General features: G+C 63.7%; 20 protein-coding genes. 17 read left to right on the top strand and 3 right to left on the bottom strand.

The window, feature by feature from the left end:
- The first annotated feature begins 82 nt into the window (after positions 1 to 82).
- Positions 83 to 604: a methylated-DNA--[protein]-cysteine S-methyltransferase gene (locus tag G3N95_RS06315; protein ID WP_205969147.1), complete on the top strand. Its 522-nt coding sequence runs from the start codon at positions 83 to 85 to the stop codon at positions 602 to 604.
- A gap of 164 nt (positions 605 to 768) precedes the next feature.
- Here the strand turns inward: G3N95_RS06315 and G3N95_RS06310 are convergent, their stop codons facing one another.
- Positions 769 to 2,439 carry a PAS domain-containing methyl-accepting chemotaxis protein gene (locus G3N95_RS06310; protein WP_205969146.1) on the bottom strand — a complete coding sequence of 557 codons (1,671 nt, stop codon included), beginning with the start codon at positions 2,437 to 2,439 and terminating at the stop codon, positions 769 to 771.
- A 341-nt stretch (positions 2,440 to 2,780) separates the two neighbouring features.
- On the opposite strand from G3N95_RS06310, the gene G3N95_RS06305 reads away from it, so the two are divergent.
- Complete coding sequence (locus G3N95_RS06305; RefSeq protein ID WP_205969145.1) at positions 2,781 to 6,320, top strand: ATP-binding protein; 3,540 nt, start codon at positions 2,781 to 2,783, stop codon at positions 6,318 to 6,320.
- 296 nt (positions 6,321 to 6,616) lie between these two features.
- Positions 6,617 to 7,729, top strand: a complete 1,113-nt coding sequence (locus G3N95_RS06300) for a porin (protein ID WP_205969144.1) — start codon at positions 6,617 to 6,619, stop codon at positions 7,727 to 7,729.
- A 33-nt stretch (positions 7,730 to 7,762) separates the two neighbouring features.
- On the opposite strand, the gene G3N95_RS06295 is transcribed toward G3N95_RS06300, so the two are convergent.
- Complete coding sequence (locus G3N95_RS06295; RefSeq protein ID WP_205969143.1) at positions 7,763 to 10,105, bottom strand: EAL domain-containing protein; 2,343 nt, start codon at positions 10,103 to 10,105, stop codon at positions 7,763 to 7,765.
- Between the two features lie 624 nt (positions 10,106 to 10,729).
- On the opposite strand from G3N95_RS06295, the gene G3N95_RS06290 reads away from it, so the two are divergent.
- The 5 genes from G3N95_RS06290 to G3N95_RS06270 all read left to right on the top strand — a co-directional run bounded on the left by G3N95_RS06290 (position 10,730) and on the right by G3N95_RS06270 (position 15,866).
- Positions 10,730 to 12,751, top strand: coding sequence for an acyl CoA:acetate/3-ketoacid CoA transferase (locus G3N95_RS06290; protein ID WP_205969142.1), 2,022 nt, complete (start codon positions 10,730 to 10,732; stop codon positions 12,749 to 12,751).
- Positions 12,752 to 12,844: 93 nt separating this feature from the next.
- Entirely contained in the window at positions 12,845 to 13,099 is a 255-nt protein-coding gene (locus tag G3N95_RS06285) for a DUF6723 family protein (protein ID WP_180731453.1), read from the top strand.
- Between the two features lie 91 nt (positions 13,100 to 13,190).
- Entirely contained in the window at positions 13,191 to 13,430 is a 240-nt protein-coding gene (locus G3N95_RS06280; RefSeq protein WP_205969141.1) for a DUF2442 domain-containing protein, read from the top strand.
- Positions 13,431 to 14,110: 680 nt separating this feature from the next.
- The gene (locus G3N95_RS06275) at positions 14,111 to 14,578 is read left to right on the top strand and encodes a DUF2844 domain-containing protein (RefSeq protein WP_205969140.1); all 468 of its coding nucleotides are present in this window, start codon (positions 14,111 to 14,113) and stop codon (positions 14,576 to 14,578) included.
- A gap of 16 nt (positions 14,579 to 14,594) precedes the next feature.
- Positions 14,595 to 15,866, top strand: a complete 1,272-nt coding sequence (locus G3N95_RS06270) for a DUF3443 domain-containing protein (RefSeq protein WP_205969139.1) — start codon at positions 14,595 to 14,597, stop codon at positions 15,864 to 15,866.
- Between the two features lie 78 nt (positions 15,867 to 15,944).
- Here the strand turns inward: G3N95_RS06270 and G3N95_RS06265 are convergent, their stop codons facing one another.
- On the bottom strand, positions 15,945 to 17,345 hold the full coding sequence (locus tag G3N95_RS06265) for a GntP family permease (protein WP_205969138.1): 1,401 nt from the start codon (positions 17,343 to 17,345) through the stop codon (positions 15,945 to 15,947).
- A 310-nt stretch (positions 17,346 to 17,655) separates the two neighbouring features.
- On the opposite strand from G3N95_RS06265, the gene G3N95_RS06260 reads away from it, so the two are divergent.
- The 9 genes from G3N95_RS06260 to G3N95_RS06220 all read left to right on the top strand — a co-directional run bounded on the left by G3N95_RS06260 (position 17,656) and on the right by G3N95_RS06220 (position 26,032).
- On the top strand, positions 17,656 to 19,116 hold the full coding sequence (locus tag G3N95_RS06260) for a sigma 54-interacting transcriptional regulator (protein ID WP_205969137.1): 1,461 nt from the start codon (positions 17,656 to 17,658) through the stop codon (positions 19,114 to 19,116).
- 93 nt (positions 19,117 to 19,209) lie between these two features.
- Entirely contained in the window at positions 19,210 to 19,746 is a 537-nt protein-coding gene (locus tag G3N95_RS06255; RefSeq protein ID WP_205969136.1) for a BON domain-containing protein, read from the top strand.
- Positions 19,747 to 19,820: 74 nt separating this feature from the next.
- Positions 19,821 to 20,099, top strand: a complete 279-nt coding sequence (locus tag G3N95_RS06250; RefSeq protein WP_205969135.1) for a hypothetical protein — start codon at positions 19,821 to 19,823, stop codon at positions 20,097 to 20,099.
- Positions 20,100 to 20,558: 459 nt separating this feature from the next.
- Positions 20,559 to 20,762 (top strand): hypothetical protein, encoded by a 204-nt coding sequence (locus G3N95_RS06245; protein ID WP_205969134.1) that lies wholly within the window; start codon positions 20,559 to 20,561, stop codon positions 20,760 to 20,762.
- Between the two features lie 46 nt (positions 20,763 to 20,808).
- The gene (locus G3N95_RS06240) at positions 20,809 to 22,008 is read left to right on the top strand and encodes a serine hydrolase domain-containing protein (RefSeq protein WP_205969133.1); all 1,200 of its coding nucleotides are present in this window, start codon (positions 20,809 to 20,811) and stop codon (positions 22,006 to 22,008) included.
- A gap of 120 nt (positions 22,009 to 22,128) precedes the next feature.
- Positions 22,129 to 22,425: an H-NS histone family protein gene (locus tag G3N95_RS06235; RefSeq protein ID WP_205969132.1), complete on the top strand. Its 297-nt coding sequence runs from the start codon at positions 22,129 to 22,131 to the stop codon at positions 22,423 to 22,425.
- Positions 22,426 to 22,997: 572 nt separating this feature from the next.
- The gene (gene fae, locus G3N95_RS06230) at positions 22,998 to 23,519 is read left to right on the top strand and encodes a formaldehyde-activating enzyme (protein ID WP_205969131.1); all 522 of its coding nucleotides are present in this window, start codon (positions 22,998 to 23,000) and stop codon (positions 23,517 to 23,519) included.
- Positions 23,520 to 23,534: 15 nt separating this feature from the next.
- Positions 23,535 to 24,596, top strand: a complete 1,062-nt coding sequence (locus tag G3N95_RS06225; RefSeq protein ID WP_205969130.1) for an aldo/keto reductase — start codon at positions 23,535 to 23,537, stop codon at positions 24,594 to 24,596.
- Positions 24,593 to 26,032 (top strand): NAD-dependent succinate-semialdehyde dehydrogenase, encoded by a 1,440-nt coding sequence (locus G3N95_RS06220; RefSeq protein WP_205969129.1) that lies wholly within the window; start codon positions 24,593 to 24,595, stop codon positions 26,030 to 26,032. The genes G3N95_RS06225 and G3N95_RS06220 overlap by 4 nt, the downstream gene beginning before the upstream one ends.
- The last annotated feature ends 2 nt before the right edge of the window (positions 26,033 to 26,034 follow it).

The following is a 26,034-nucleotide window of genomic DNA, read 5'->3' as shown; positions in this document are numbered from 1 at the left end:
TGGCCGGTACGATAAAGTGGACGCATTCGGAAGTCCGCGCGGCACATTGCCGATGGTCTTCCCGACCATGCCGGAGGATTTCATGAAGCAATGCATGTCGATGCCAAGCCCGCTCGGCGACATTCTGCTGCGCGCCGAGGACGACGCGCTGACGGGCGTGTACTTCGTCGGGCAGAAGTATTTTCCGGCTGCCGACGGCGCGCTCGCCGAGCAAGGCGAGTCACGCGTGCTGCATCAGGCGCGTGCGCAACTCGACGAATATTTCGCGGGCGAGCGCACGACGTTCACGCTGCCGCTGCGGATGCTCGGCAGCGCATTCCAGCGCGACGTATGGGAGCAGCTCGTGCAGATTCCATACGGCGAGACGGCCAGCTACGGCGCCATCGCGCAGCGGCTCGGCTTGCCGCTGTCGGCATCGCGCGCGGTCGGCGCCGCCAACGGGCGTAATCCGATCTCGATCGTCGTGCCGTGCCACCGCGTGATATCGAGCGCGGGCGATCTGACCGGCTACGCGGGCGGGCTGCATCGGAAGGAGGCGTTACTGAAGATGGAGCGGCCGATGTCGAAAGCGCCGCAACAACTCGAGTTGCTGGCGTTCGGCTGAATGCGCGAGCGTGGCGAGCAAAAAAATAGCCCGTCCAGAAATGGGCGGGCTACTTAAACGCCGTTGTTACTCGGGTCAGCCGGCCCGCACACAATCCTGGGCGCTGACCGACGTATCTTTATTGGCCAATAGCGCGTTGTCGAGATGGGAGTAACGATGATCCATCAGACCAATGCGTCTTCCTCGACATCGCGGTGAACCGCGTGCGCGGGAACGGCAGGATTGCGCAGCGCCGCCGCCGTGCGCACTGCCTGTTTCTTCGCGCCTTGCGCGGGCGCGCCCGCCACGCTGAACAGACGCACCGCTTCGTCCAGCACGTCGGCCTGTGCGGCGAGACGTTGCGCCGTCGCCGCTGCCTGCTCGACCAGCGCGGCGTTCTGCTGCGTCGCGCTGTCCAGATGCGACACGGCCTGGTTGACCTGGCTGATGCCGTCGGCCTGTTCGTTGCTCGCGTTCGCCACTTCGACGATTAGCGACGACACGCGCGCCACGGCCTGATCGATCACGGCCATCTGCGCGGTGGTGCGCGCAACGAGTTCCGTGCCTTGCGATACCTCGTTCACGGTCGTATCGACCACCTGCTTGATTTCCTTCGCCGACGCCGCGCAGCGCTGCGCGAGCATGCGCACTTCGCTCGCGACGACGGCGAACGAGCGGCCCGCCTCGCCCGCACGCGCCGCTTCGACGGCGGCGTTGAGCGCGAGAATGTTGGTCTGGAACGCGATGCCGTCGATCACGCCCGTGATGTCGGCGATCCGCTTCGACGCCTCGGTGATGCCCGCCATCGTCTGCTCGACCTGCAGCGCGACCTTGCCGCCCGTCGCGGCCGCCGACTGCGCGTCCCGCACCAGATCGAGTGCGCGCCCGGCCGCGTCGGCGTTGGCCTGAACCGTGGTGGTCAGTTGCTCCATCGTCGCCGCCGTTTCTTCCAGCGATGCCGCCTGCATTTCCGTGCGGCGCGCGAGATCGATGTTGCCCGTGGAAATCTCGTGCGCGGCGTCGAGCATTCCGCCGATCTGCGCGCGCACATCGAACACGATCGCGGCGAGGTTCGCCTTCAGCTGGTTGAGCGCCTGCAGCACGTCGCCGAGATCGTCGTGACGCGCAATCGCCAGATCGGCGGTCAGGTCGCCCGCGGCCATCCGTGTGGCAAACGACGACATCGCGTCGACTGGCTGACCGAGGTGGCGCGACAGCAGTTGCGCGGCGGCGGCGCTGGTCGCGGCCGTCACGCCGAACGCGATCCAGAACGGCAGCGGCGGCGTGCCGCCCCAGGCCGCGAGACCCGCCGCCAGCAGCGCGACGGGCGCGACCATATAGCCGATCGTCGCGCGCATCGCGACGGGCAGACGCATCAGCGCGCCCAGTTTGCCCAACAGGCCCGTGCGCACGACGACGCCCTGCTGCAGCCGCACGCCGCGCGCTTCGCCGGCGCGCATCTTCGCGTACAGCGCGTCCGCGGCACGCACCTGCTCGCGGTCCGGCTTGACGCGCACGCTCAGGTAGCCGACGGGCGTGCCGTTCTCGACGACGGGCGTGACGCTCGCGCGCACCCAATAATGGTCGCCGTTCTTGCGGCGATTCTTGACGAACGCCGACCACGGCCGGCCGGCGCGAATCGTTGCCCACATGTCGGCGAAGGCTTCGGCGGGCATGTCGGGATGGCGGATCAGGTTGTGCGGCTTGCCGATCAGTTCGTCGCGCGAATAGCCGGACACGGCGACGAACGCGGGATTGCAATACTGGATCTTGCCTTTGAGATCGGTTGCGGAAACGAGCATCTGCGAGGACGGATAGTCGTACTCGTTCTGGGTGACAGGCTGATTGTTGCGCATGACGTTCCTTGGACTGCCGGATGCCTCCGCATCCGAATGGTTCTGTAAGCCTTAACGGCAGAGACCCCAGATGCTTTAGGGTTATCCTGGTATTTGACTCAGGTAACGCGTGCTCGCGCCGATAACACAGAGTTCGGCGCGCGGCGCCATCTTCTGCATGCAGACGCAATCAGCGCCAACTCAGCCTAAACTCGTTGGATAGCGGCTTCGCCTTCGCATCTTTTGCGGTCATACGCGCGTTTCGGCGAACGTCCGGCTTGCGAGCGGTTCACGATGCAGTCGGTCAACGGCGGTGACGACCCGCTTTCGACGCGACGCCCGATCTCATGAGGCGCGACAACATGCAAAACCTTCTCGATCGCACGCAGGAGTCGCTGGCTGAAGGATTTGCCACGCTCTTGCGTTATGCGCGACGGCAGCGGCGGCTCTATCTCGTGACGATCGTCGCGCTGCTCGCGATCCTCGTCGTGTCGGCCTCGCTGCTCTCGGCACTGGCGATCGGCAAGTACGTCGACTACATGCGCAGCATCCGCGCGCAGGACGCGGCGAACTTCTCGGTCGCCATCCACCGCGGTCAATCCTTTCTCAGGCGCGCGGAACTCACGGTCAGCTATTACGAAAGCACGGACGAGGTCCAGCGCGTGCCCATCGATGTCGAGCAGGCGGCGCGCGAAAGCGGCGTGGTGGCCGCGCCGGGAGCGGGTTTGACCACGCGCTATCAGGTGCTGATTTCCGAAGCGACGCGCGCGCGCTGGGGCGACAGTCTGAACGCGAATCTGTGGCGGCTCTCGTCGGCCGCCAACTCGACACTCGTGACCCGCGCGGCGTTCGACGTGACGTACCGCGCGGTAATCGTCGGGCTCACGGACGACTACGCGGTTCTCATGCCGGAGCTGTCGCCTTCCAGCGATCCGCATGCCCCGCCCGCTTCACCCGCGCTGGTCGGCACGTTGCGCGACACGCTGGAGCGCGACCTGCTCGCGCAGACGGGTTCGCGCGTGCCGCCGAAAGGCGGCTACGTGCTGGCGGGACCGTATCGCGATCCGCTGCTCGGCGCGGCGGCGATGGTCGCAATCTCTGCTTACTATGCGGGCGACACGCCCGTCGCGCTGATCGCGCTCATTCAGCCGCTCGAGCAGTTTTTCAGCGTGCCCGTGAGATCGCGGCACGAAGGCACGCTGCTGCTGGTCGGCAAGCGCGGCGTGATCTGGACGCAGCCGCCTCTCGACGCCGATACCGCGCACGACGTGATGCAGCGGGCCGCGAGCCTTAAGCCGGACACGCCCCGCTATTCGGCAGACGGCGTGCTGTTCTCCGTGCCCGTCAGCGATGCGTGGCCGTCGCTCGTCTGCCATCTGAGCTGGGGCGACATCATCGGTGCGCTGCGCTGGCAACTCGGCGCGATTGTCGGCGTCGCGCTGCTGGCGGCGCTCGGCGTGGTCCTCACGGCGAAGTTCTGGGGTTTCAAGCTGCTGCGCCGCTCGAACGAAGAGGCCGTGCGCGCGCTCGAAAGCGAGACGATCAACCACATCCTCGTCGCGGCGACGCCCGTCGGGCTGTGCATCGTGCGGCAGCACGACTTTCATATCCTCACGTCGAACCAGCTGGCGCGCGAGCTGTTGCATCTCGGCGACGCACCCGTCAGCCTGCCCGCGCATATCGCGGCCGCGTTCAAGGAGCGCAACGCGCATGAGGCGGGCGCGTCGAAGCTCGGCAAGTTCGCCGAGTTCATCGTGAGCGCGCTGCCCGTCGAACCCGCCGCCGCCGATCATCCCGACACGCAATACCTGCAGATCAGCTACGGCGCCGCGCGCTATCGCGGCGAGGACGTGCTGTTCTGCGCGCTGCTCGACGTCACCGTGCGGCATGCGCTCGGCCAGCAGATTCGCGCGGCGCAACGCGAAACGGAAGCGATGATGAATGCGCAGAACAGCTTCTTCGCGGCGATGAGCCACGAAATCCGCACGCCTTTGAACGCGCTGCTCGGCAATCTCGAACTGCTGTCGATGACGCCCGGACTCGACGCGCAGCAGCAGCGGCTGCGCGCCGTCGGCGCGGCAGCGGACGGGCTGCGGCACATCGTCAACGACATCCTCGATTTCTCGAAGATCGGTGCGGGCAAGATGAAGCTGCTGCCGGAGTCGTTCAGACCGATCGACGACCTGGAGAATCTCGCGCTGTCGTATGCGCCGCTCGCGTCAGGCAGGCCGTTGCGCTTCTACGCGCATCTGTCGCCGTCGCTTTACCGGGCGGTGCGCGGCGACCGCGCGCGGGTCGTGCAGATCGTCAACAACCTGCTGTCGAATGCCTTCAAGTTCACGTCGAGCGGCAAGATCACGTTGACGGCGCACATCGAACCCGATCTGCATGACCGCCCGGTGCTGACGTGCCGTGTGATCGATTCGGGCATCGGCATGGATTCGTCGCTCGTCACGCGGATTTTCAACCCGTTCGTGCAGGCGGAGTCGAGCACGTCGAGCCGCATCGGCGGGACGGGCCTCGGTCTCTCCATTTGCGCGCGGCTGTGCGAGCTGATGGGCGGCAAGATCGGCGTCGAAAGCGTGCCTGGGCTGGGCAGCGCGTTCACCGTGTCGATTCCGCTCGAACCGACTGCGCAGGCGCTGGCCGACGCTTCCGCCGCCTTGCCGCCGCGCCAGCGCGGCAGTGCGCTCGTGCTGTGTCAGGAAGCGGCTTCGGCGAAAGTGCTCGGCGAAATGCTCGAATACGTCGGCTGGACGGCGAGCAGCGCGACGTCGGTCGCGGCGGCGGAAGCGTGGCTGCGCGTGCACCGCCCCGGCTTCGTGATCGTGACGGGCGAATACGGCCTCGACACCGTCTCCGCGCTGCGCGCGATCCAGCCGGTGTCCGTCGTCTGGCTGACGCGCGGCGGGCAGCATCGGCCGACGCAGCGCGCCGAGGGCGTGTTCGAAGTGACCGAGTTCAGCCACGACGCGATCTTCGCGTGCATCGAGCAGTTGACGGGCGGCGCACCGTCAGTCGAGGCACCATCCGCCGCAACCGCGAGCGACGAACGCGCCACCGATCCTTCGCTGCAAGGCTTGCGGGTGCTCGTCGCGGAAGACAATCCGCTGAACCAGACGCTCATCATCGAGCAGTTGACCGCGCTCGGCTGCGAACCGACTCTGGCCGGCGATGGCCGCGAGGCGCTGTTGCTGCTGAAGCAGACCGAAGCCGATCTCGTGCTGACGGACATTCACATGCCGATCATGGACGGCTACGCGTTGATGGAGGCGCTGCGGCAATCGCATCCGCATCTGCCCGTGCTCGCGTTCAGCGCGGTCGCGGGTGTCGAGCAGATCGACGAATGGCGGCGGCGGGGCTTCGCTGCTTACGTGCCGAAGCCGGCGTCGCTGAAGCAGGTGGAAGCGGCGCTGCTGGCTTTGGGCCTGCGCGCGCGGCGCTCGACGGATGTGCCCGACACCGACACCGACGCCGCGCAGCCCGAATCGGCCGATGCATCCGCGCAGGAGCAGGAAGCCGATGAAGATGAAGTGCCGCTCGACGAACCGCAACGCGCGCCCGCCGCGCCCATGCGGCAGCCAGCCGATACGGCGCCCGCTCTCGACCCCGCCGACAAAGCCCGCTTCATGCAGATGCTGCGCGACTATCTGATGACGGACTTGCCGAGACTCGCGTCGATCGTCGACAGCAAGGACGTCAAAGCCTTGCGCGAATGGGCGCATAGCGCCGCTGGCGGTTTTCTCGTCGCGCAGGAAACGGCGTTCGCCGCGCAATGCCGCGAACTCCAGTATCTGTGCGACGGCCAACCCCAGTGGACGTCCACTCACGCCGCGCATGCCGCGGCGCTGCACGACCGTCTGCGCAGTGCGTTCGAGATCGACGTCGCGTCGATTCAATGAGCGCCCGCGTCGCATGAAAACAACGCCGGGCGCGGGCTATTGAGCGTACGCTTCCTTGGAGCAGACCGTCCCGCCGGCATCGCGCGCATTGCGCTGTGCGTATGGCGTTCAGGCGATTTTGTTTTCGGTTTACTTCCGTTTCGCGCGAGTCCAATAATGGGATTCGCTTGCATTTCGTAAGCTGGATTTGAAGCGTTGTGCGTGATATTTCACTCACTCCACTTGTGCGTGTGGCTGTTGTTCCTATAAAAAGTCGCGGTTCGAAATCGAATCGACTCAACTCAGGGAAGCCAAGCATGTCCGCGAACAAGATCAACAAGAAAGCCGCAGCGGTCGCCGTGAGCGCCGCACTTCTCTCGCTTGGCACGGGCGCCCACGCGCAAAGCAGCGTCACGATGTACGGCGAACTCGACACGGGCCTCGCGTATATCAGCAATGTCGGCGGACATTCGCAGTGGAAGGCGACGACCGGGCTCGTCGACGGCAGCTATTGGGGCTTGCAGGGTATCGAGGATCTGGGCGGCGGCTATCGCGCGATCTTCCGGCTTGAGCGCGGCTTCTCGGTCACGTCGGGCGAAATGTTCAACGATCACCCGTACTACGTCGGCATAGGCAACGATAAGGCGGGCACGCTGACGCTGGGCCATCAGTACGATCTCGTGCACGACTACTTCGCGCCCTTCACGCTGACGGGCGGCACGGGCGGCACCGCGTTCGCCCATCCGTTCGACAACGACAACGCGAACAACACTTATCTCGCCGCCAATTCGGTCAAGTACGCGAGCCCGTCGTTCGGCGGGCTGACGTTCGGCGGCATGTACGCGTTCTCCAACACGGCCGGGCAGTTTGCGAACAACCGTGCGTACAGCTTCGGCATGAGCTATCAGGCGGGCGCGCTGAACGCGGGCGCCGCGTATCTGCATGCGAACGGGCGGGGCAATTCGTCGGCGGGTGCGTACGAACCTGTCGTGCTGCCCACCAGCACCAACGACGTCTTCGACGCTTCCGCGCAGACGCAGAACACCTACGGCGTCGGCGTGAGCTACGCGATCGGCGACTTCACGATGGCGGCTGCGTGGTCGCGCTCGACGTTCACGGGCGTCACCGTGATCGATACGGGCGGCATCGCCCCGTCGGCGGGTTTCTCCAACTACGAAGTCAACGGCATCTACCAGTTGACGCCGTCCATCGCGCTGGCCGGTTCGTACACGTACACGAAGGGTTCGGGCGCGCACTGGCACAACGGCGGCGTGCAGGCCGACTACCAGTTTTCGAAGCGCACCGACACGTATCTGGAAGCGATTTATCAGCGTGCGTCGTCGGGCGCGCCGGCCGTCATCAATACGACCGATCCGTCGTCGGGCCACAATCAGGTGCTGATCGGCGCGGGCTTGCGCCACCGGTTCTGATGCGCGCGCCGGCTGGCGGGCCGATCGTGCCCGTCAGGTGCGCGTCATCAGCCCTTCGGGCGCCTGCGGCTTGCTGAGCAGGTAGCCCTGCACGTAATCGCAGTTCACCTGGCGCAGGATATCCAGTTGCGCGGTCTGCTCGACGCCTTCCGCGATCACCTGAATGCCCAGCTTGTGCGCGAGACCGATGATGCCTTCGACGATGGTCTGCGTCGTCGGATCGTGTTCGATCTTCGACGTGAAATGCCGGTCGATCTTCAGCGTGTGCGGCTCGAAATCGGCGAGATACATCAGGCTCGAGTAGCCCGTGCCGAAATCGTCGATCGCGATGCGCGCGCCGAGCCGCTTCAACTCGACGATCGACTTCTGCGCCTGCTTCGGGTTCTTCATCAGCGCGGTTTCCGTCAGCTCGATTTCGAGCTTGCCGGGCGGAATGCCGTATTGCTTGAGCGCGCGGTCCACCTGTTGCACGATCTGCTCGCTGCCGAGTTGCCGCGCCGACACGTTCACCGACACGCCCAGATTCATCGCGCCCGCCTGCCGCCATGCAGCGAGCTGGCGCAGCGCGTTGTCGAGCACCCACACGCCGACGTCTTCGACGAAGCCGGTTTCTTCCAGCAGCGGAATGAAATCGCCAGGTGAAATCCGCCCGCGCCTCGGATGCTGCCAGCGGATCAGCGCTTCGGTGCTGTGCACCGCGAGCGAATGCGGCTCGTGAATGGTCTGGAAGTGCAGGAAGAACTGGTTCGTCGCGAGCGCTTCGGGCACGTCGCGCTCGAGTTCGAAATCGCCGATGGTCCGCGCCGCTTCCTTGCCGGCGAACTGGTAACCGTTGCGGCCCGTCTTCTTCGCCGCGTACATCGCGACGTCGGCGCTCGACAGCAGCGCGTCGTGGCCGCTGCCGTGTTCCGGATAGATCGAGATGCCGATCGACGCCGTGATGAACGCACCCGCGCGACCTTCCAGACGATTCTCCGACAGTCCGCCGAGCAATGCCTTCGCCTGCGCTTCGAGCCCCGGCTTATCGACGACGCTGCCGATCAGCACCGCGAATTCGTCGCCGCCCAGCCGCGCCACATACGCGTCGTCGGGCAGCGAACGGCGAATGATGCCGCCGACGTGACGCAACAGATGATCGGCGGCGAGGTGGCCGAGCGTGTCGTTGAGTACCTTGAAGCGGTCGAGGTCGACGAACATCAGGCCGAACGGCTTGCCCGCCGCGCAGCGGTTTTCGATTTCGCGCAGCAGGGCGGCGCGGTTCGCGAGACCCGTGAGCGAATCCGTGTACGCGAGGCGGTCGAGTTCCGCGATGCGCTCCTGCTCGACCGTGACGTCCTCGGTGATACCGACGATGCGCAGCACGTCGCCGTTCTCGCCGATCACCGGATAGCCCGTGCTGCGCAGCCAGCGCACCGAACCGTCGGCCTTGCGGATGCGGTACTGCGCGCGTCCTTCCGTCGATTCCGTCATGATGCGCGCCATTTCGGCCTGCAACGCGGCGCGGTCCTGCGGCACCACGAGTTCGCGCCAGCTGTTCGGGTTGCGCATGAACTCTTCCGGTTCGAGGCCGAACACGTTCGACGAACCCGCCGTGATGTAGTGGAAATATTCGAAGTTCGCGCTATACGAGAAGAACACGAGTTGTACGTGCGCTTCCATCTCGGACATCAGTTCGCTCTTCGCGCGCAGTTGCTGGAGCAGTTGCGTCTGGTTCGTGATGTCGAGCGACGCGCAGACCACGGCGACGACCTTGCCGCTGTGATCCTTCACGGGGATCAGCTGCGAATCCCACCACTTCGGCTGGCCTGCTGTCGTCGTGCAACTGCCGCGAAACGATGCGGGCGTGCCGTTCAGCGCGTTCCTGAACGCGGTCGTCGCGGCATCGTGATCGCCGCCTTTCCAGAAACCGAGCCAGTCCGCGCCCGCCAGCTGCACGGGCGACGACGCCTCCATCAGCGTCGCGCCGTAGTCGTTGATGCGCAGCATGTGCCCTTGCAGGTCGAGCAGCTTGACGCAATCGCGGCTCGCGTCGAGGAACGAACTGGCCAGCGCCATCGCCGCTGCGTGCCGCGCTTTCTGCGCGGCCAAGCGCTGACGTGTCGCGATCATCGCGATTGCGCCCACTGTCGCGCCTATTGCAACCTGTGCGCTGAAGGGCGCGCTCACGGAGCCGCGCAACGCCATTTGCAGCGCGATGCTCGCCGTGCCGGCGCCGATTCCCGTGGCGACGCTGATCGCGAAGCCGATGGGACCGACAGGGCGGCGGCTCGACCATGCGCCGAGCAGAAGCGAAAGAAAGTGCTGATCCTGTTGCGATGGGTTCGCGGCGTGCCGGCGCAGTGCGCGGCGCCACTTCAATGGAAGGCTCGTCGGCATGTGCGGACTCGCCTCAGTGTGCGCACAACGCGGCGCGCGGGACGCGCCGATACGGCGCAACGGCGAACGCGGCGTCTGTCGACAGCGCGAGCAGGCTCAAGCGTGCTGCGCATCGTGCGTTGATCGGATGGGGAAAAGTATTGCCTTTCATGGTGGCCAGCCGCTTCGGCGGTAATTATTGCTGCGCATGCGGACGGCGCTGCTTGCTGCGTTAACGGCGCGCCGCGATTTTTGTTTAGCCTGAGCGATTGTGCCTGTTTTCAAAGGGCCGAACCATAGCGTCGTTGTTTGCACAACGGCGCGCATGCGGAATGATTTATACGAATGCGCAACGCATCGTTTTAACAAGAATCCGCAGCACACTGGAAAAGCTTTGCTTACCTAAGCTTTCGCCATTGCATTCAAAATGCGGCCTGAAAATGCGGCTGACTTTTTAAACGACCGCCGGTTCGGAGAATCGCGCAGCGCTTTTGTCCAGTGTCGATAAATGCTGACGCCGCTTGCGCGGCTTGCTAACCTGAGTGTTCAGGCACCGCAAAAACCGCATATTCCGCGAGGGGTTGCACCTCGCACGTCGCAACCCGTGCCGGCATCCGCCCGGACGGGCAGCAACCAGGAGACCCCATGCGCGCCGTTTTCCAATACCCGTTCCCCGTCACCGAGCGCAAGGTCGGACGCGACAAGGTCGTGAGCGCGCGCGCTGCCGTCGAACTGATTCGTCGGGGCGACACGATTGCGACGGGCGGTTTCGTCGGTGTCGGCTTCGCCGAAGAAGTGGCGATCGCGCTGGAGGAGCGTTTCTTCGACGCGAACGCGGCGACGTCGGGCGGGCCGGGTGCGCTGGGGACACCCGATGCATCGAGCGCGCATCTCGATCTCACGCTCGTGTACGCGGCAGGGCAGGGCGACGGCAAATCGAAAGGGCTGAACCATCTCGCGCACGAAGGGCTCGTGCGCCGCGTGATCGGCGGGCATTGGGGGTTGGTGCCGAAGCTGCAGCAACTCGCCATCGACGGCCGCATCGAGGCCTACAACCTGCCGCAAGGCGTGATCTCGCATCTGTTCCGCGATATCGCCGCGGGCAAGCCGGGACATCTGTCGACGATCGGTCTCGGCACCTTCGTCGATCCGCGTCACGGCGGCGGCAAGCTGAATGGCCGCACGTCGGAAGATCTCGTCAGGCTGATGGAAATCGACGGCAACGAGCATCTGTTCTACAAGACCTTCCCCATCGACGTCGCGATCATTCGCGGCACCACGGCCGACGCGAACGGCAACGTCACGATGGAACGCGAGGCGCTGACGCTCGAAGCACTCGCCATTGCGATGGCGGCGCGCAATTCGGGTGGCGTCGTGATCGTGCAGGTCGAACGGCTCGCCGATACGAACACGCTCAATCCGCGCGACGTGAAGATACCGGGCATCATGGTCGATTGCGTCGTGGTCGCGCGCCCCGAGCATCACTGGCAGACGTTCGCCGAGCCCTATTCGCCCGCGTTCGCGAGCGAACTGCGCGTGCCCGCGAGTTCGGTGCCGCCGATGGAGCTGACCGAGCGCAAGGTGATCGCGCGGCGCGCGGCGATGGAACTGATGGCGAATAGCGTGGTGAATCTGGGCATCGGTATGCCCGAAGGCATTGCGAATGTCGCGAACGAAGAGGGTGTGATCGATCTCTTCACGATGACGACGGAGCCGGGCGTGATCGGCGGCATTCCGGCCGGCGGGCTGAATTTCGGCGCGGCGACCAACACCCAGGCCATCATCGATCAGCCGTATCAGTTCGACTTTTACGATGGCGGCGGCCTCGACATCGCCTTTCTCGGACTCGCGCAAGCCGACCGCCAGGGCAATCTCAACGTCAGCAAATTCGGACCGAAGCTCGCGGGCGCGGGCGGTTTCATCAACATCAGCCAGAGCGCGAAGCGCGTGGTGTTCGTCGGCACCTTCAACGCGGGCAATCTCGATGTCGCGATCGAAGATGGGCGCCTCAAGATCAATCGCGAAGGCACGTGCCAGAAGTTCGTCGATGAAGTCGAGCATCGTACGTTCAGCGGCGAATATGCAGCGAAGCGCGGGCAGCACGTGTTGTACATCACCGAGCGTTGCGTGTTCGCGCTGACGCCGCGCGGACTCGAACTGACGGAAGTCGCGCCCGGTGTCGACGTGCAGAACGATATCGTCGCGCAGATGGGCTTTACGCCGATCATCGAACGGCCGCCGCGTCTGATGGACGAGCGCATTTTTCGCGCCGCGCCGATGGGCTTGCGCACGTTGCTGCTGAGCTTGCCGCTCGAAGAGCGCTTCAATTTCGACGCCGAGAAGAACATGTTCTTCGTCAACTTCGAGGGCTTGCAGGTCACGACGCAGGAACAGATCGACACGATCCGGCACGAGGTCGAATCGCGTTTGTCGGGCGTGCGGATCAAGCCGCAGGCGATCATCAACTACGACAACTTTTCGATCAACCCGGAATTGATCCCCACGTATTCGGCGATGGTGATGAAGCTCGTCAGCCAGTTCTATGCCGGCGTGACGCGCTATACGACGAGCAGCTTCCTGCGCATGAAACTCGGCGACGCTCTGGAACAGCGCGACGTGGCGACGTACATCAACGAGCGGCCAGGCGACGCGTCCACGCTCCGTTGAATGCGCCGGATGTGCGCCGACATGAAGCGCACACAATGAGCATGCGAAAATAGCGCTTTTCGCACGACAGTTCACGCATTCAAGAAGTCCATCATGAGCGGTTTCATTCCCAGTGTGCCCGGCAAGAGCGAGGGCGATTTCGAAGTCAGCGCGGGCTCGAAGCTCGCCGGCTACCGGCGCTTTTTCGGCGTGCTGCGCGTGGTGCGCAAGACGGACGGACGCCTGCTGTTTCCGTTCGACGGTGCGCCCGATCTCGGTCCCTATCCGACGAAGGAAGAAGCGCTCGCCGCGGCGCAGGTATACGGCGAGCATATCGTCGAACACGATCTCGCAAGGCCCGAGCTGTAACGCGCGCCTTTCTGTTCGGGCCCTGTGCAAAGCGCTTGAAGCACGCGGCTGGCACGGCTATCGTTTGATTGGACCCCCGCGGGAGGCGATCATGCGTGCCGATGCCGTCGATGTGCATTTCGATAGTGCACACCTGTTTCTCGATCTGTCCGACGGCCGAGCCGTCGAATTTCCACTCAACTGGTTTCCCACGCTCGCCGCTGCGACCGATTCGGAGCGCGAGCATTTCGCGATTTCGCTCGACAAGCAGCAGCTGTTCTGGCCTGAACTCGACGAAGACATGGACATCACGGCATTGCTGATGTCGCTGCCGGAGTCGATGCGTCACTAGCGTCCTTACGTTTCGCTGATGTGTCGACGTGTCAACGCACGCGCCGCTTGCAGCGGCGCGTTGTTTTCGTTCGTCTGCCGCTCGCGCAAAATGCGGAAGACTTCTCCGCATGCGTTAAAATGCGGGCTTGGTGCCAATCGGAGTTTATGTGCGATCTGTCGTTATTTATCTCACGCCTTCCCTGGACACCATGACGGAATCTGTATCGGCAACTTCGGGCGCGCGTGATGTTGGCGCCGACCTGACTCGCACTGCGATGGTCGAACATGATCGGGGAAACATCGTCGTCGATTCGACGAAGCACGATGGTCCGTCCGTTCAGGCTCTCTAAAAAGAACAAATAAAACGGCGCGCATGCTTTAGGGCATGCGCGCCGTTGTTGTTTGTGGTCATCGTATTCGTGCAACATCGTTTGCCTGATGCATGCGGAATCAGGCATCTCGAAGATTCGTTTGGTCTTTCTATTCATTTCATTTAACTGTCGAAATGGAAATGGCCATCCGCCTGTCCTCAGGTTTTTCTTCAGTTTAAAGCTCTCGTACCGTTAACCGGATTTGATCTCCGTCATGCCTGCGCATGGGCGCCTTCCGTACGTTCAAAGATTCAAGGGAAGGCAAATATTAAATCGCATTGCAGGGGCGGAGATTGGTTTCGATCGAAAAGAATAATCCGAGGACTTAATGAAAATACGTCTCCAATGTCTGTTGGCAGCGGTTGCATTGGCCAACTGTATTTCCGCGCATGCGGCGCTCGGCGCCGGACCAACTTATGCCGCCAGCGCCAGCGCAAGCTCGACTCAGGCCGTCAGGCGCATGAGCGCATCTGCCGTGCCTTATACCGTCAACGAGGCCACGCTGGCCGACGGCACGCTGGTTCGCGAGTACGTCGGGCAATCGGGGGTCGTCTTTGCCGCGACCTGGCATGGCCCTCACACGCCCGATCTCAGTTCGCTGCTGGGCAGCCACTTCGCAGGCTATCTCGATACCGTCAACCAGCAGCATGCGCAACGGGGCAGCGCGTTTGGTCCCGCGACCGTGCAACGCTCGGATGTCGTGGTCGAGACAGGCGGCCATATGGGTGCCTACGTCGGACGTGCGTGGGTGCCGGCGGATCTTCCCGCCGGCATGAGCAGCGATGACATCCAATAAGGCAAGGGGACAGCAAATGCGTGCATTGAAGTGGATGCTTGCCGTCAGTGGCATGTGTGTCGCCCTCGCGGGTTGCGGCGGCGGCGGATCGTCCGGTGCGTCGAGCTCGACGGCTGCCACCAGTACGGCCGTCAGCACCGCATTCGCCGATCCGACGGCGACGCCCGTGTCGTCGAGCGCGTCGAATACGGTGCCGATCGTCGTATCGTCGGTCAGTAACGTGTTGAACTTCCCGATGGTGAGCATCAGGATCTGCGCGCCCAACACGAACGCCGGCTTGAACTGCTCGACCATCGACAACGTCCTCGTCGATACGGGATCGTTTGGCTTGCGCCTGTTCGCGTCCGCCATTCCGAGCGGCACCTATAACCAGTTGACGCAGGAGACAGTAGCCGCGCAGCCGCTCGCCGAATGCGTGTCGTTCGGCTCGGGCAACACGTGGGGCCTCGTTCGTCGGGCGGACCTGAGCATGTCGAGCGAAGTCGCGAAGAACATGCCGATCCAGGTGATCTCCGATCCCGCACTGAGTGCGAGCATTCCGACTGGCGTCAACGGATGCATGACGGGCACGAATATGGCGACGGTCGCGGATCTCGGCGCCAACGGCATCCTCGGCATTGGCACCCAGCCATACGACTGCGGCGCGGATTGCGCGAACGGTGCGGTGATAGGTGCCTACTATGTGTGCTCGGGCTCGACCTGCACGCCGACGCAGGTGCCGTTGACGAGTCAGGTGCCGAATCCCGTGACGCAGTTCGCAACTGACAACAACGGCGTGATCGTCGAGATGTATCAGGTCGCCGACACCGGCGCTGCGACGGCGAACGGGACGCTGGTGTTCGGCATCGATACCCAGTCGAACAATGCGCTGAGGGGAACGAGCGCGACCGTGTTGTCGACCACTACCGCGGGAAATGTGGATGCCTCGTTCGAAGGACGCTCGTATAGCAAGACGGCCTTCTTCGATTCGGGCTCAAGCGGCTTTTACTTCCAGAGCGCTTCGTTGACCAAGGGAGCCAAGGGGTTCTATACCCCTGCTGCGCCGACGGGGCTGTCGGCCATCTTCACGGCAACGAACGGCGCGACGGCGTCAGTTCAGTTCAACGTCAGCAACGGCGTGACGCTGGTCAACTCCGGCAACTTCGCGTTCAACAACCTGGGCGTCGCGCTGTACAACGGCATCGATATCGGTATGCCGTTCTTTTACGGCCGTCACATGTACTACGGCATTTCGGGTGCGTCGTCGTCAGTGGGTCTCGGTCCGTACGTTGCATACGTGTCGAGCTGAATGCACCGCTGATCTCGCGGTGATGCAATAAAAAAGGGGCGCACTTCAAGTGCGCCCCTTTTTTATCTGAACGACGGCTTAAACCAGTCCCGTCGCATAGTAAAGCCCGATCACGAAGAACACCGCCAGCGTCTTGATGACCGTCACCGCGAAGATGTCGCGATACGACTCGCGGTGCGTCAATCCCGTCACGGCCAGCAGCGTGATCACTGCGCCGTTGTGCGGCAGCGTATCCATACCGCCGCTCGCCATCGCGACCACGCGATGCAGCACGTCCATCGGAATGTGCGCAGCTTCCGCGCCCTTGATGAACAGATCCGACATCGCCGCCAGCGCGATGCTCATGCCGCCCGAAGCGGAGCCCGTGATACCTGCAAGCGAGCTGACAGAAACGGCCGCATTCACGAGCGGATTCGGGATGCTCTTGAGCGCATCGCTCACGACGATGAAGCCGGGCAGCGCCGCAATCACGCCACCGAAGCCATATTCCGAAGCGGTGTTCAGCGAAGCGAGCAGCGCGCCGCCGACAGCCGCCTTCGTGCCCGACGCAAAACGCTCCTTCACGCGGCCGAATGCCGTCAGCACGACGAGCAGGATGCCCAGCAGCAACGCGCCTTCCACCGACCAGATAGCGACCACGGTCTTGATCGTCGCCGTCACGGGTGTGTGATTGCCCGGCAGCACATCGGCGGCAACGGTGTAGGTTGCGCCGTACCACTCGGGGATCATGCGCGTCAGCACGAAGTTCGCGACGCCGACCAGAACCAGCGGTGCGATTGCGAGGAGCGGATGCGGCAGCGAGTCGGTTTCGATCGGTTCCGGCTCGTTGAGGAGCGACGTGCCGTAGCCTTCGCCCTTGGCCATCGCCGAACGGCGGCGCCATTCGAGGAACGACAGGCCCACGATGATGATGAACAGCGAACCGGCGATACCGAGACCGGGCGCGGCCCATGCCGTCGTCTTGAAGAACGTCGTCGGGATGATGTTCTGGATCTGCGGCGTGCCCGGCAGCGAATCCATCGTGAACGAGAACGCGCCCAGCGCGATCGCACCCGGCATCAGGCGCTTCGGAATATTGCTCTGGCGATACAGCTCCGCCGCGAACGGATACACCGCGAACACGACCACGAACAGCGACACGCCGCCATACGTCAGCAGCGCGCACACGGCGACGATCACCGCGTTGGCGCGCGAGCGGCCGATATAGCGGATGGCCGAATGCACGATCGACGCGGCGAAGCCCGACAGTTCGATCACCTTGCCGAACACGGCGCCGAGCAGGAACACAGGGAAGTAGAGCTTCACGAAGACGACCATCTTCTCCATGAAGATGCCCGAAAACACGGGCGCGACGGCGGCGGGTTCGACGAGCAGCACCGCGCCGAGCGCGGCGATCGGCGCGACGAGAATCACGCTGTAGCCGCGATAGGCGGCAAACATCAGGAACGCCAGGGCGGCGAGGACGATGACAAAAGCCAATTGAGTCTCCAGTACTTGGTTGTTCTACGTTGACGCGCGCGAGCGGGCCACGGCGACAGGCGCCCATCGATGCAGGTTCCGTGCCAAGACCGTCGCGCGGGTTTCTCCGGCCTGAGCAGCAGGGAAGTCACGCGTCGATTCGAACGATAGTACAGAATCGTCTCAAAAGAGAGACAAAATTCTGTCCTTCGAAGTCGATGCGGCGAAGCATACCCCAATTGACGGGGGTGTTGCATGTCTCGTACGTGAGATAATCCGTCTACGAATTGAGACAAAAACTATAAGTAGGATACTAGGAGACAGCGTCAACATGATGAACGACTGGTCGGGCTTGCCCGCGACCTACAGCGACGTCCTGCGTCGCGCGATGGACTCGCTTTTCCGCACATTCGAAAACTTCAGCGAAGGCACCTTCATCGTCGATGCCGACGCGCGCGTCGTGTGGATCAACAAGCGCTACGCGGCCCGCTTCGGCTTTTCCGATCCGCAGCAGGCGATCGGCCGCGACTGCGAAGCGGTGATCCCGAACAGCCTGATGCGCGAAGTCGTGATGACGGGCAAGCCGATCCTGCTCGACATTCTCGAAACGGATCGCGAGCCGCTCGTGGTCACGCGGCTGCCGTTGAAGGACGATGCAGGCAAGACGGTCGGCGCCGTCGGCTTCGCGCTGTTCGACGAGATGAAGGCGCTCACGCCGCTTTTCTCTCACTACTCGCGCGTGCAGCAGGAACTGATCGCGACGCGTCAGTCGCTGGCGCAGGCGCGCCGTGCGAAATATACGTTCGCGAGCTTCGTCGGCACGAGCGCCGCGAGTCTCGAAGTGAAGCGCCAGGCACGGCGCGCATCGCAAGTCGATTCGCCCGTGCTGCTGCTCGGCGAAACGGGCACAGGGAAAGAACTGCTCGCGCATGCGATCCACGGTGCCTCCTCACGCTCGACGAAGCCGCTCGTCACCGTCAACGTTGCCGCGATTCCCGACGCCTTGCTCGAAGTCGAATTCTTCGGCGCGGCGGCGGGCGCCTATACGGGTGCGGACCGCAAGGGCCGGGTCGGCAAGTTCGAACTCGCCGATGGCGGCACGCTCTTTCTCGACGAGATCGGCGACATGCCGCTGCCGTTGCAAGGCAAGCTGTTGCGCGTGCTGCAGGACCGCGAGTTCGAGCCGCTCGGCTCGAACCGCATCGTGCGCGCCGACGTGCGGATCATTGCGGCGACCTCGGCGGATTTGCCCGCGCTCGTCGCCGAGGGACGCTTCCGCCCGGATCTGTTCTATCGTCTCAACGTGCTGACCATCCATGCGCCGCCGCTGCGCGAGCGGCAAACGGATATCGAGGCGCTCGCCTATACGATCCTCGAAGATCTCTCGACGCAGGTGCGCGGCAGCCACTTCGAACTGCAGGACGATGCACTGCGTCTGTTGTGTTCATACGGCTGGCCCGGCAACGTGCGCGAACTGCACAACACGCTGGAGCGCGCGGTGATGCTGTCCGACAGCGAACGCATCGACGCACGCGCGCTTGCGCCGTTCATCGGACCCGTGCGCGGGCAGGCCGCGTACGAGGCGCCGGCACCCGTGCAGCGTGCGGTGGTCGGAGCATCGACAGAATCGGAACCGCAGCAGTGGGCGGACGCGATGGCGGCGTTCGAAAAGCGCTTTCTCGACGATGCACTGCGCGCCTGCGATGGACGTGTCACGGAAGCGGCCGCCCGCATCGGCATGGGGCGCGCGACGCTCTACAAGAAGATCGCCGCGTACGGCATCGACGTGTGACCGTCGCGCAACTTGGGTGGCGCTCGCCGCGAGCGCCGCTGCGCAGTACGATCGTGGTGCCTGCAACCAGGCGAACTCGAAGGAGATGCGGTCATGACACGCTGGATCATCTGGATCGTGCTGTTCATCGCGAATGCAGTCTGCGTTCCGTTGCATGCGCAGCAGGCGTCGCCGGCGGGCGGGCCGGATGAGCGGCGCAACTGGTACAGCGATCCGTTCTTCGCGCTCTCGCATGCGCTCGCCGATTGCCCCGTGCCGCTCGGTCCGATGATGACCCGCGCGCAGATGGAAGACGATGCGCACTATCGGGCGGAGCGCGGCACGACCTGCTGGCTCGCGCACAAATGCACGAAGCCGAACTCGTATATGTACGACGCGGATATCGCCAAGGCGATTCGCGTGCGCTTCACGGACGCGCATGCGTTCGACGGCACGAGTGTGTGGATCACGGTGCAGCGCCGTTTCGTCTACGCGGAAGGTTGCGCGGGCGCATCGTTCGACAGGCGCGCGTTGCAGCAGCAACTCGAAGCGATCCCCGACGTCGAACAGGTGTTCGTGCGGATCGGCACGAGCACGCATGGACCGATGCCCTACAAGACCCTTGCGGAACCCGACAGACAGCCTCAATGACGCGATAAACGCAACGCAAGGCGGGCATGGCACAATCCCGTTCGTCGAAAAACAAGTGGCCAACGGGGATTTTCATGAAACGCAGTCAAACATCTGCGGCTCGCGCGACGCATTGGGTTCGCGGCGCGTCGCTTGCCGCCGTTCTCGCGATGACGGGCGCGCTCGCCGCGTGCAGCAGCGCGCCGCCGCTGTTCTCGCCGGACGGCCGGCCGACGACGCTGGTGCAATGCCCGGCAGGCTCGGACAACTGCGAGCAGCAGGCGCAGGCGATGTGCGGCGGCGCGTTCGATACCATGCGCACGACAACCGAGAACGGCGTGCGCAGTCTTCTATACGCGTGCCGCGGAAAGTAAGACGCACTGCATTCCAGGCATTCGCTTTTCCGGCCGCGCTCGCGGCCGGCTCCGAAGCACCTCGCTTCGACTATCCCACGCTACATGTCGAGGTCGATGCATCTGCATCGACCCGAACGTCATTGCTTCGTTTCGGCATTCGGGCAGATCGGCCCGTACGCTTGCCGATTTCTCCACTCCATTGAACAACCGCCGCTGCACGTGACTTCGCGCGACGCAAGAGCGTTGCGCTGACGCATCGCGCGAGGCGCTTCCGTGCGGCGCCCAACGGAACGCGTCGATATCCTCGTATAGATTGTCTAGACAGCGAATGCGGCGGTGCTGCGACGAAGACGCACTGTTCATGTGCTTTTCGGGAAGCGTGCAGGCATACAACGACATTGAGAGAGCGGCCGTCGATTTCCCGCGGCACATTTCGTGCTAATCGATGACGCCTTGCGAGGGACGACGGGGAAGGCAATGAACCACGAGCAGATCGAGAAGGACATCGAGCATCTGGAGCACGTCATCTCGCGGATCTCTGCTGCCGACGGGATTCCGCTGTCATACTGGCGCAACCGCATCGAGTCGGTATCGCTTGCTGCGCTGGTGCCGTCGCAGATCAGGCGCGTTCAGAAGCTCAGCGACGCGCTGCACGCACTCGAAGTTCGTTTCAAGCGCTGAGCGCCGCCACGTGGTGCGCGTTCCGCCTTGCCCACTGGGATTGTCTATGCACAGAGCAGGATTCTCGGCCGCGCGCCTCACGCGATTGACGGATGCGATGCAAGGCTACATCGATCGCGGCGAAGTGGCCGGCGTCGTCACGCTTGCATGGCGCAACGGCGAGATCGGTCTGTTCGACGCGCGCGGCTGGCGAGATGAAGGCGAGCGTCTGCCGATGCAGCATGACACGCTGTTTCGCATCGCGTCGATGACCAAGCCGGTGACGAGCGCAGCGATCATGATGCTCGCCGAAGAAGACCGCCTCACGCTCGATGCGCCCGTCGCGCAATGGCTGCCCGAGCTTGCCTCGCCGCGCGTGTTGCGCGACGCCGCGGGTTCGCTCGAACAGACCGAGCCGGCCCGCACGCCGATCACCGTGCTCGATCTGCTTACGCATCGCGCGGGCTTCGCGTATCACTTCACGTCGACGGGACCGCTCGCCGGTGCGTATGCGTCGGTGTTCAACGGCTTCGAGTCGGCCGACAAGCCCGACGCGTGGCTTGCACGCATCGCGACGTTGCCGCTGATGTTCCACCCAGGCTCGCGCTGGCATTACGGCATCGCGACGGATGTGCTCGGCGTCCTCATCCATCGGATCAGCGGACTCTCGCTCGGCGACTTTTTCCGCACGCGCATTTTCGAGCCGCTCGGCATGCGCGACACGGCGTTCGTGGTGCCCGATGCGCAGCTTGCGCGCCTCGCGACCGCCTATGCGATCGATCCCGACACGCGTCGGCGCGTGGTTGAAGACCGCCCGCCCGCGAGCCGCTGGGCCAACCCGCAGCGCTTTCATAGCGGGGGTGGCGGGCTGGTGTCGACGGCGGAAGACTATCTGCAGTTCGCGCGGCTGCTGCTCGGACGCGGCCGCGTCGGCGATGTACGTCTGCTGTCGCATCGTTCCGTCGACCTGATGCGCACCAACTTCCTCGCGCGCGACCAGCGGCGCATGCCGTCCATCGGACACGTGAAGTGGTCGGGACAGGGCTTCGGCCTCGGGCTTTCCATCGTCGACGATCCGGCGCAGCAGTTGCCGCTCGGCTATCGTTCGACGGGATCGTTTGGATGGCCTGGCGCCTTCGGCACGAGCTGGTTCGCCGATCCTGTCGAAAACCTGATCGGACAGATGCTGATACAGCGGCGCTCCGTCGAACCGTTCGACATGGTGGTCGATTTCGAGCGCCGCCTTTACGACGCAATCGAAGAATGACAGCCACGTGATTGAAGCGCAGTGCTCGTGAACGTCTGACAGCGCGGCACTGCTACCCGGCACTTTTTAGGTCTGGTACGGTCTCAGTTGCCGAACCGCCTTCCAGGGAGACCCCGCCAGATGGCCACATACAGACAACTGACCGCCCAGCTCGAAAAGCTTCAGAAAGAGATGGAACAGGCACGTGAACAGGAAGTGACCCAGGCGATCGCTGATATCAAACAGAAGATCGTTGACTACGGCATCACCGCGGAAGAACTCGGATTCTCGAGCAAGGCGGCGGCACGCGCGCCGCGCAAACCCGCGCTGCCGCCGAAATACCGCAACCCGAAGACGGGCGAAACCTGGAGCGGACGTGGCCGCGCGCCGGGCTGGCTCGCGGGCAAGAATCGCGAGAAGTTTCTGATCGACGAATGAAGCCCGACGCCTGCGCCCGTCGATCGGCGCGCTTGCGCTTCTTCCTGTTTTTTCTTGTCCCTTCTTGTCCCCCGGTGGATCGAATAGTGAGTTATTCGGCACTCGCTAAGCGCACCGTACAGCAATCCCGAAAACTCTCACCTTTCCCTCGTTGAACTGGCGCTGATCCTTCACAGGATCGCGCCGGGTTCGCGGCCGCCGGCTCGCGGATCAGCCGATGCACGCTTCGCGCAGCGCGTTTTCAGGCCTGTGGTCGTTTGCTTGAAAGCCTTATGCAGCAAGGGTCTGGGGCTTTCGATACACGAGCGTCTTCGAGCCTTCGCGAATAGAGCCAGCCACGTTGCGCGCGCATGCGTTGCGAACGCCGCGCGCTCTTAAAACGGCCTCTTGCGCGCCGTCGTTCACCGTTCCCGAAAACGCTCACCTCAACGTTGGCATGGCTTCGGTCATGACTTGGTGGAAACCCGGAGTTGAGTCCGCCTCATACCCCGGATCACAAAACATCGCTTCATCGTCCCGCTTTTCGGCCAGCACAATCAGCGCATCCCACTCAACCTGATGGAACTGGACAGATGAGCACCACTGAGAAGCAACTGTATATCGGCGAAGGATTCGAAGGCCCGGGCGTGAACCTCGCGCACATCAACGTGCTGGTCGGTCCGCGCAGCGGCCCCGCTGGCCAGGCGTTCGCGACGGCACTGTCCACGCCGTCGGCGGGCCACGCGCCGTTCGTGGTGATCGCGCGTCCGGGCGTGCCGACCAAGCCGCTGACGCTGTACGTGAACAAGGCGCAGATCGAAGGCGACTTCCACGGCAACGCGACGTGGGGTGCATCGCAGGCCGGCATCGCGAAAGCGGTCGCCGAGTCGCTGGAAAACGGCACGCTGCCGCCCGAAGCGGAGAACGACTGGGTCGTCGTGTCGGCGAACTGGGTCAACCCGAAGACCGACGATCTCGACGCCGTCTTCGAGAACAACTACCGCGCATGCAAGAACGCGATTCTCGCGGCGATGAAGGGCCTGCCGCACAAGGAAGAAGTGTTCGCCGCCGCGCGCGAAGTTTCGAATCCGTTCTATACGCCGAAGCAGCGCTAAGCCAGGAGATCCAACATGGAATACGTTCGCCTCGGTCAGTCGGGCCTGAAGGTTTCGCGCCTGTGCCTCGGCACGATGAACATGGGCACGCCGGAATGGAAGCCGTGGATTTTCGATGAAGCGCAAAGCGAACCGATCGTGCGTCACGCGCTCGAAGCCGGCGTCAACTTTATCGACCTTGCAGACTTCTACTCGACAGGCGTCGGCGAAGAAGTGGTCGGCCGCATTCTGAAGCGCCTCGCGCGCCGTGAAGAGATCGTCGTGACGACCAAGGTCGGCTACGACATGGGCACGTATCAGAACGCGGGCGGCCATTCGCGCAAGCACGTGATGGACGGCATCGACGGATCGCTCAAGCGTCTGGGCATGGACTACGTCGATATCTACATGCTGCACTTCTTCGACGTGAACACGCCCGTCGAAGAAACGATGGGCGCACTGAACGATATCGTGTGCGCTGGCAAGGCTCGCTACATTGGCGTATCGACGATGTACACGTGGCAGTTCGCGAAGATCATGCAGGTGTGCGAGCGCAACGGCTGGCACAAGCCGATCAATATGCAGCTGCAGCTGAACCTCGCGTATCGCGAGGAAGAGCGCGAAATGATTCCGTATTGCCAGGATCAGGGCGTCGGCGTATCGGTGTTCAGCCCGCTCGCACGCGGCCTGCTGACGAGCGATCTGCAATCGACGCGCAACCAGACCGACTTCTTCACTTCGCAGATGTACGGCGACGTGGCGTCGCGCGAGATCGCGGCATCGGTGGCGCGTGTGGCGGCGAAGCGCGGCGTATCGGCGGCGCAGATTGCGCAGGCGTGGGTGCTGCAGCATGAAGGCGTCGCGAGCATGCTGGTCGGCGCGGATACACCGGCGCAGTTCGACAGCGCGCTGGCCGCGCTGAACACGAAGCTCGACGCAGACGAACTGCACGAGCTGGAGCGCAACTATACGCCGTGCGATTTGATCAACGACTACACGGCGGGCAAGCGCATCGCGCGCGATGCGCGTCCGGCGCAAGGCGTGTTCGCCGCTGATGAAACGGGCAACCTCGCGGGCAATCTGGGTAAAGCAGCATGAGCGAATTTCTCCGCACAGGCCACTACATCAACGGCGAGTGGTACGAAAGCGCGAACACCTACGCGGTTCGCAACCCGGCGACGGGCGAGTTGATCGCCAACGTCGCGAAGGGCGGCGCGCAGGAAACGGCGCAAGCCATCGCCGCCGCCGAACGCGCGTTTCCCGCCTGGCGCGCGCTGACGGCAAAAGAGCGCGGCGCACGCGTAAAGCGCTGGGGCGAGTTGATGCTCGAACATCGTGATGCGCTCGCCGAACTGATGACGCGCGAGCAGGGCAAGCCGCTCGCGGAAGCAAAAGGCGAAGTCGGCTATGCGGCGAGCTTCTTCGAGTGGTTCGCCGAAGAAGCGAAGCGCAGCTATGGCGACGTGATTCCGAGCCCGAAGCCCGATTCGAAGATCATCGTCACGCGCGAGCCTGTCGGGGTGGTCGCGGCGATCACGCCGTGGAATTTCCCGCTCGCGATGATCACGCGCAAAGCCGGTCCCGCGTTAGCGGCTGGCTGCACGATGGTACTCAAGCCTTCGGAAGAAACGCCGCTGTCGGCATTCGCGCTGGCCGTGCTCGCCGAGCGCGCGGGCATTCCGGCGGGCGTGTTCAACATCGTGTCGGGTGACGCTGTGGCGATCGGCGGCGTGCTGACGGAATCCCCGGTTGTGCGCAAGCTGTCGTTCACGGGTTCGACGCGGGTCGGCAAGCTGCTCGCGAAGCAGTCGGCGGATACGTTGAAGAAGCTTTCGCTGGAACTGGGCGGCAACGCGCCGTTCATCGTGTTCGACGACGCGGATATCGACGCCGCCGTGCAGGGCGCAATGGCGTCGAAGTTCCGCAACACCGGGCAAACCTGCGTGTGCGTGAACCGCTTCTATGTGCAGGACGGCATCTATGATGCCTTTACGCAGGCACTGACCGAAGCCGTGAAGAAGATGCGTGTCGGCGATGCGCTGAAGGGCGAGGTCGAGCAAGGTCCGCTGATCAACGAAGCGGCTTTGACCAAAGTCGAAGCGCACGTCGCGGATGCGTTGAATCATGGCGCTCGCGCATTGACGGGCGGCAAGCGTCACGCGCTCGGCGGCACATTCTATGAACCAACCGTGCTCGTCGACGCATCGCGCTCGATGCTGATCGCCGGCGAAGAAACCTTCGGCCCCGTGGCAGCCTGTTTCCGCTTCAAGACGGAAGACGAAGCGATCCGGGCTGCGAACGACACGCCGTTCGGTCTGTCCGCCTACTTCTACACGCGCGATCTCGCACGTGCGTGGCGCGTGGCGGAAGCGCTCGAAAGCGGCATGGTCGGTATCAACGAGGGCATCATCTCGACGGAAGTCGCGCCGTTCGGCGGCGTCAAGCAATCGGGCCTCGGCCGCGAAGGCTCGAAGTACGGCATGGATGAATACGTCGAGCTGAAGTACATGATGATGGGCGGCCTCGGCCGCTGACC

Origin of the sequence: Paraburkholderia sp. Tr-20389, from assembly GCF_017104565.1 — a bacterium.
In the GTDB taxonomy this organism is placed as follows: domain Bacteria; phylum Pseudomonadota; class Gammaproteobacteria; order Burkholderiales; family Burkholderiaceae; genus Paraburkholderia.
The sequence above is the reverse complement of the archived record's forward strand: the minus strand, read 5'-3'. Positions and strand labels throughout refer to the sequence as shown.

Bases quoted from the DNA above. Each gene is read 5' to 3' on its own strand.
- G3N95_RS06300 (WP_205969144.1), top strand. From the start codon at position 6,617: ATGTCCGCGAACAAGATCAACAAGAAAGCCGCAGCGGTCGCCGTGAGC.
- G3N95_RS06305 (WP_205969145.1), top strand. From the start codon at position 2,781: ATGCAAAACCTTCTCGATCGCACGCAGGAGTCGCTGGCTGAAGGATTT.
- G3N95_RS06255 (WP_205969136.1), top strand. From the start codon at position 19,210: ATGACACGCTGGATCATCTGGATCGTGCTGTTCATCGCGAATGCAGTC.
- G3N95_RS06225 (WP_205969130.1), top strand. From the start codon at position 23,535: ATGGAATACGTTCGCCTCGGTCAGTCGGGCCTGAAGGTTTCGCGCCTG.
- G3N95_RS06235 (WP_205969132.1), top strand. From the start codon at position 22,129: ATGGCCACATACAGACAACTGACCGCCCAGCTCGAAAAGCTTCAGAAA.
- G3N95_RS06240 (WP_205969133.1), top strand. From the start codon at position 20,809: ATGCACAGAGCAGGATTCTCGGCCGCGCGCCTCACGCGATTGACGGAT.
- G3N95_RS06295 (WP_205969143.1), bottom strand. From the start codon at position 10,105: ATGCCGACGAGCCTTCCATTGAAGTGGCGCCGCGCACTGCGCCGGCAC.
- G3N95_RS06285 (WP_180731453.1), top strand. From the start codon at position 12,845: ATGAGCGGTTTCATTCCCAGTGTGCCCGGCAAGAGCGAGGGCGATTTC.
- G3N95_RS06245 (WP_205969134.1), top strand. From the start codon at position 20,559: ATGAACCACGAGCAGATCGAGAAGGACATCGAGCATCTGGAGCACGTC.
- G3N95_RS06275 (WP_205969140.1), top strand. From the start codon at position 14,111: ATGAAAATACGTCTCCAATGTCTGTTGGCAGCGGTTGCATTGGCCAAC.
- G3N95_RS06260 (WP_205969137.1), top strand. From the start codon at position 17,656: ATGATGAACGACTGGTCGGGCTTGCCCGCGACCTACAGCGACGTCCTG.
- G3N95_RS06270 (WP_205969139.1), top strand. From the start codon at position 14,595: ATGCGTGCATTGAAGTGGATGCTTGCCGTCAGTGGCATGTGTGTCGCC.
- fae (WP_205969131.1), top strand. From the start codon at position 22,998: ATGAGCACCACTGAGAAGCAACTGTATATCGGCGAAGGATTCGAAGGC.
- G3N95_RS06310 (WP_205969146.1), bottom strand. From the start codon at position 2,439: ATGCGCAACAATCAGCCTGTCACCCAGAACGAGTACGACTATCCGTCC.
- G3N95_RS06290 (WP_205969142.1), top strand. From the start codon at position 10,730: ATGCGCGCCGTTTTCCAATACCCGTTCCCCGTCACCGAGCGCAAGGTC.
- G3N95_RS06250 (WP_205969135.1), top strand. From the start codon at position 19,821: ATGAAACGCAGTCAAACATCTGCGGCTCGCGCGACGCATTGGGTTCGC.
- G3N95_RS06315 (WP_205969147.1), top strand. From the start codon at position 83: ATGAAGCAATGCATGTCGATGCCAAGCCCGCTCGGCGACATTCTGCTG.
- G3N95_RS06280 (WP_205969141.1), top strand. From the start codon at position 13,191: ATGCGTGCCGATGCCGTCGATGTGCATTTCGATAGTGCACACCTGTTT.
- G3N95_RS06220 (WP_205969129.1), top strand. From the start codon at position 24,593: ATGAGCGAATTTCTCCGCACAGGCCACTACATCAACGGCGAGTGGTAC.